Raw genomic sequence first — 3,951 nt, forward strand, 5'->3', positions numbered from 1 at the left:
GATCGACCGCCGCACTGGCCTGGCTGGTGACGATGCTGGCATCGCTGCCGCCGCTGATCCGCCGCAACTCGGCCAGGCGCGAGACCAGCCAGAACGAGGCGAAGGCGAAATCGGTGACCACCGTGAACTGGCGCTGGCGCGCGGCGGCGCGCGCCCCTTCGATCCCCGCGCCGATCGCCGCCAGGCCATTTTTCATGCCGTCGAACAGGACGGCGCCCGAGTCGGTCAGGGCGACGCCACGCCAGACCCTGGCGAACAGCCGGAAGCCCAGAACTGCCTCGAGCGTGGCCACGTGATGGCTGACGGCGGACTGGGTCATGCCCAGTTCGCGCCCGGCCGCACTGAAACTGCCGGCGCGCGCCGCGGCGTCGAACACCGAGAGTTCGTGCAAATGCTGGTGCAGGAGGCTGCTTGCCATGAGTACCACTCATATATCCATCTCGACTTGATAGCTTTACCGGATCCCTGACGCTTCTCAAGCTGGCTGTGGTGAAGGCCGCTGGAGAGATAGCTTGGGCACGCGTGGCATGAACATCGTTGTGGTCATGGCCGACCAGATGACGCCGGCCGCCCTGCCCTTCCACGGCCATCGCGCGACCCGTGCGCCCAACCTGGAGGCGCTGGCGCGGGACGGCGTGGTGTTCGAGGCGGCCTATAGCAACAGCCCGCTGTGCTCGCCCGCCCGCGCCGTCTTCATGACCGGGCAATTATCGTCGCGCACCGGCGTCTACGACAACGCGGCCGAGTTCCGCTCGGACATCCCGACCTTTGCCCATTACCTGCGGCGGGCGGGCTATCGCACGCAACTGGCCGGCAAGATGCATTTCTGCGGGCCCGACCAGCTCCACGGTTTCGAGGAACGCCTGACCACCGACATCTACCCGGCCGATTTCGGCTGGACGCCGGACTGGGACCAGCCTCATCAGCGGCCGAGCTGGTATCACAACATGAGTTCGGTCACCGATGCCGGGCTGTGCGTGCGCACCAACCAGATGGATTTCGACGACGAGGTGATCTTCGCCGCCGAACGGGCGATCTATGACCATGTGCGCGGGTCGGACGGGCGGCCGCTGTGCCTGGTCGCCTCCTTCACCCACCCCCACGACCCCTATGCGGTGCCCGCCCGTTATTGGGATCTCTACTGCGACGACGAGATCGATCTGCCCCGGGTGCCGCTCGACCGCGCCGCCATGACCCCGCACGAGCAACGCCTGTGGCAGGTCTGCGACATGGGCAATGCCGAGGTGACGCCGGCCCATGTCCGCGCGGCGCGCCGCGCCTACTTAGGTGCTGTGGCCTATATCGACGACAATGTCGGGCGGATCAGGGCGGCCCTGGCCGCGACCGGCCTCGCCGACGACACCGTGATCCTGGTGACCTCGGACCACGGCGAAATGCTGGGCGAGCGCGGCCTTTGGTACAAAATGAACTATTTCGAGGGCGGCGCACGGGTGCCCCTGGTGGTTCATGCGCCAGGCAGATTCCAGCCAAGGCGGGTCGGCGAGGCCGTGTCGCTGGTCGATATCCTGCCGACGCTGACCGATATCGCCACCGACGGCAAAGGCCTCGCCCCCGTCTCGCCCATCGACGGGCGCAGCCTGCTGCCGCATCTGGGCGGCACCGGCGGCCACGACGAAGTCCTGGGCGACTATCTGGCGGAAGGCGCCGTGGCGCCGATCGTGATGATCCGGCGTGGAACCTTGAAATTCGTCCACAGCCTGGCCGACCCCGACCAGCTCTACGATCTGGCGACCGATCTGGACGAACGCCACAATCTGGCCGCCGACCCCGGCCGGACGACGCTGGTCGCGGAACTGCGCCGTGAAGTGGCGCAGCGCTGGGATCTGCCCGGGCTGGACCAGGCCGTGCGCGACAGCCAGCGGCGGCGCCACATGGTGGTCGACGCCTTGGGCATCGGCACCGCGGCGCCCTGGGATTTCAACCCGCCGCGCGACGCCAGCCGCCAGTACATCCGCAATCACATGGATCTCGACGACCTGGAAGCGCGCGGCGGGTTGAAATCCCAGGGCGCCGCGGTGCCGATGCCCAAGGCGTCGACCACCATGTGGCGCCGCCGCTGGCTGTCGCGCACGGCCTGGTCCAGCCCGGGCAGATCCCAGCGCTGCGCCACTTCACGGCGCAGTTCCGCGACCAGCGTCGTCCGGCCGGGGTCGGCGGCCAGATTGTGGCGTTCGTCCAGATCGGTCGCCAGATCGTAGAGCTGGTCGGGGTCGGCCAGGCTGTGGACGAATTTCAAGGTTCCACGCCGGATCATCACGATCGGCGCCACGGCGCCTTCCGCCAGATAGTCGCCCAGGACTTCGTCGTGGCCGCCGGTGCCGCCCAGATGCGGCAGCAGGCTGCGCCCGTCGATGGGCGAGACGGGGGCGAGGCCTTTGCCGTCGGTGGCGATATCGGTCAGCGTCGGCAGGATATCGACCAGCGACACGGCCTCGCCGACCCGCCTTGGCTGGAATCTGCCTGGCGCATGAACCACCAGGGGCACCCGTGCGCCGCCCTCGAAATAGTTCATTTTGTACCAAAGGCCGCGCTCGCCCAGCATTTCGCCGTGGTCCGAGGTCACCAGGATCACGGTGTCGTCGGCGAGGCCGGTCGCGGCCAGGGCCGCCCTGATCCGCCCGACATTGTCGTCGATATAGGCCACAGCACCTAAGTAGGCGCGGCGCGCCGCGCGGACATGGGCCGGCGTCACCTCGGCATTGCCCATGTCGCAGACCTGCCACAGGCGTTGCTCGTGCGGGGTCATGGCGGCGCGGTCGAGCGGCACCCGGGGCAGATCGATCTCGTCGTCGCAGTAGAGATCCCAATAACGGGCGGGCACCGCATAGGGGTCGTGGGGGTGGGTGAAGGAGGCGACCAGGCACAGCGGCCGCCCGTCCGACCCGCGCACATGGTCATAGATCGCCCGTTCGGCGGCGAAGATCACCTCGTCGTCGAAATCCATCTGGTTGGTGCGCACGCACAGCCCGGCATCGGTGACCGAACTCATGTTGTGATACCAGCTCGGCCGCTGATGAGGCTGGTCCCAGTCCGGCGTCCAGCCGAAATCGGCCGGGTAGATGTCGGTGGTCAGGCGTTCCTCGAAACCGTGGAGCTGGTCGGGCCCGCAGAAATGCATCTTGCCGGCCAGTTGCGTGCGATAGCCCGCCCGCCGCAGGTAATGGGCAAAGGTCGGGATGTCCGAGCGGAACTCGGCCGCGTTGTCGTAGACGCCGGTGCGCGACGATAATTGCCCGGTCATGAAGACGGCGCGGGCGGGCGAGCACAGCGGGCTGTTGCTATAGGCCGCCTCGAACACCACGCCGTCCCGCGCCAGCGCCTCCAGGTTGGGCGCACGGGTCGCGCGATGGCCGTGGAAGGGCAGGGCGGCCGGCGTCATCTGGTCGGCCATGACCACAACGATGTTCATGCCACGCGTGCCCAAGCTATCTCTCCAGCGGCCTTCACCACAGCCAGCTTGAGAAGCGTCAGGGATCCGGTAAAGCTATCAAGTCGAGATGGATATATGAGTGGTACTCATGGCAAGCAGCCTCCTGCACCAGCATTTGCACGAACTCTCGGTGTTCGACGCCGCGGCGCGCGCCGGCAGTTTCAGTGCGGCCGGGCGCGAACTGGCATGACCCAGTCCGCCGTCAGCCATCACGTGGCCACGCTCGAGGCAGTTCTGGGCTTCCGGCTGTTCGCCAGGGTCTGGCGTGGCGTCGCCCTGACCGACTCGGGCGCCGTCCTGTTCGACGGCATGAAAAATGGCCTGGCGGCGATCGGCGCGGGGATCGAAGGGGCGCGCGCCGCCGCGCGCCAGCGCCAGTTCACGGTGGTCACCGATTTCGCCTTCGCCTCGTTCTGGCTGGTCTCGCGCCTGGCCGAGTTGCGGCGGATCAGCGGCGGCAGCGATGCCAGCATCGTCACCAGCCAGGCCAGTGCGGCGGT

The 3,951-nt window shown here is 67.7% G+C and carries 3 protein-coding genes and 1 pseudogene; 2 read left to right on the forward strand and 2 right to left on the reverse strand.

Going from position 1 to position 3,951, the window contains the following annotated elements; translation table 11 throughout:
* Positions 1 to 418 (reverse strand): LysR family transcriptional regulator (locus D3874_RS25225; protein WP_119782496.1); only part of this gene is annotated, 418 nt, incomplete at its 3' end.
* Positions 419 to 527: 109 nt separating this feature from the next.
* Between D3874_RS25225 and betC (D3874_RS25230) the strand changes: the two are divergent.
* Positions 528 to 1,949 (forward strand): annotated as a pseudogene (gene betC, locus D3874_RS25230) (choline-sulfatase); the annotation flags it as partial.
* A gap of 29 nt (positions 1,950 to 1,978) precedes the next feature.
* On the opposite strand, the gene betC (D3874_RS30875) reads toward betC (D3874_RS25230), so the two are convergent.
* Positions 1,979 to 3,430: a choline-sulfatase gene (gene betC, locus D3874_RS30875; RefSeq protein WP_119782497.1), complete on the reverse strand. Its 1,452-nt coding sequence runs from the start codon at positions 3,428 to 3,430 to the stop codon at positions 1,979 to 1,981.
* A gap of 207 nt (positions 3,431 to 3,637) precedes the next feature.
* Between betC (D3874_RS30875) and D3874_RS28840 the strand changes: the two genes are divergently transcribed.
* The coding region (locus tag D3874_RS28840; RefSeq protein ID WP_119782498.1) for a LysR family transcriptional regulator at positions 3,638 to 3,951 on the forward strand (314 nt) is incomplete at its 3' end.

It is taken from the genome of Oleomonas cavernae (assembly GCF_003590945.1).
In the GTDB taxonomy this organism is placed as follows: domain Bacteria; phylum Pseudomonadota; class Alphaproteobacteria; order Zavarziniales; family Zavarziniaceae; genus Zavarzinia; species Zavarzinia cavernae.

Excerpts from the sequence above, each read along its gene's own strand:
- betC (WP_119782497.1), bottom strand. The coding sequence starts at position 3,430 with ATGAACATCGTTGTGGTCATGGCCGACCAGATGACGCCGGCCGCCCTG.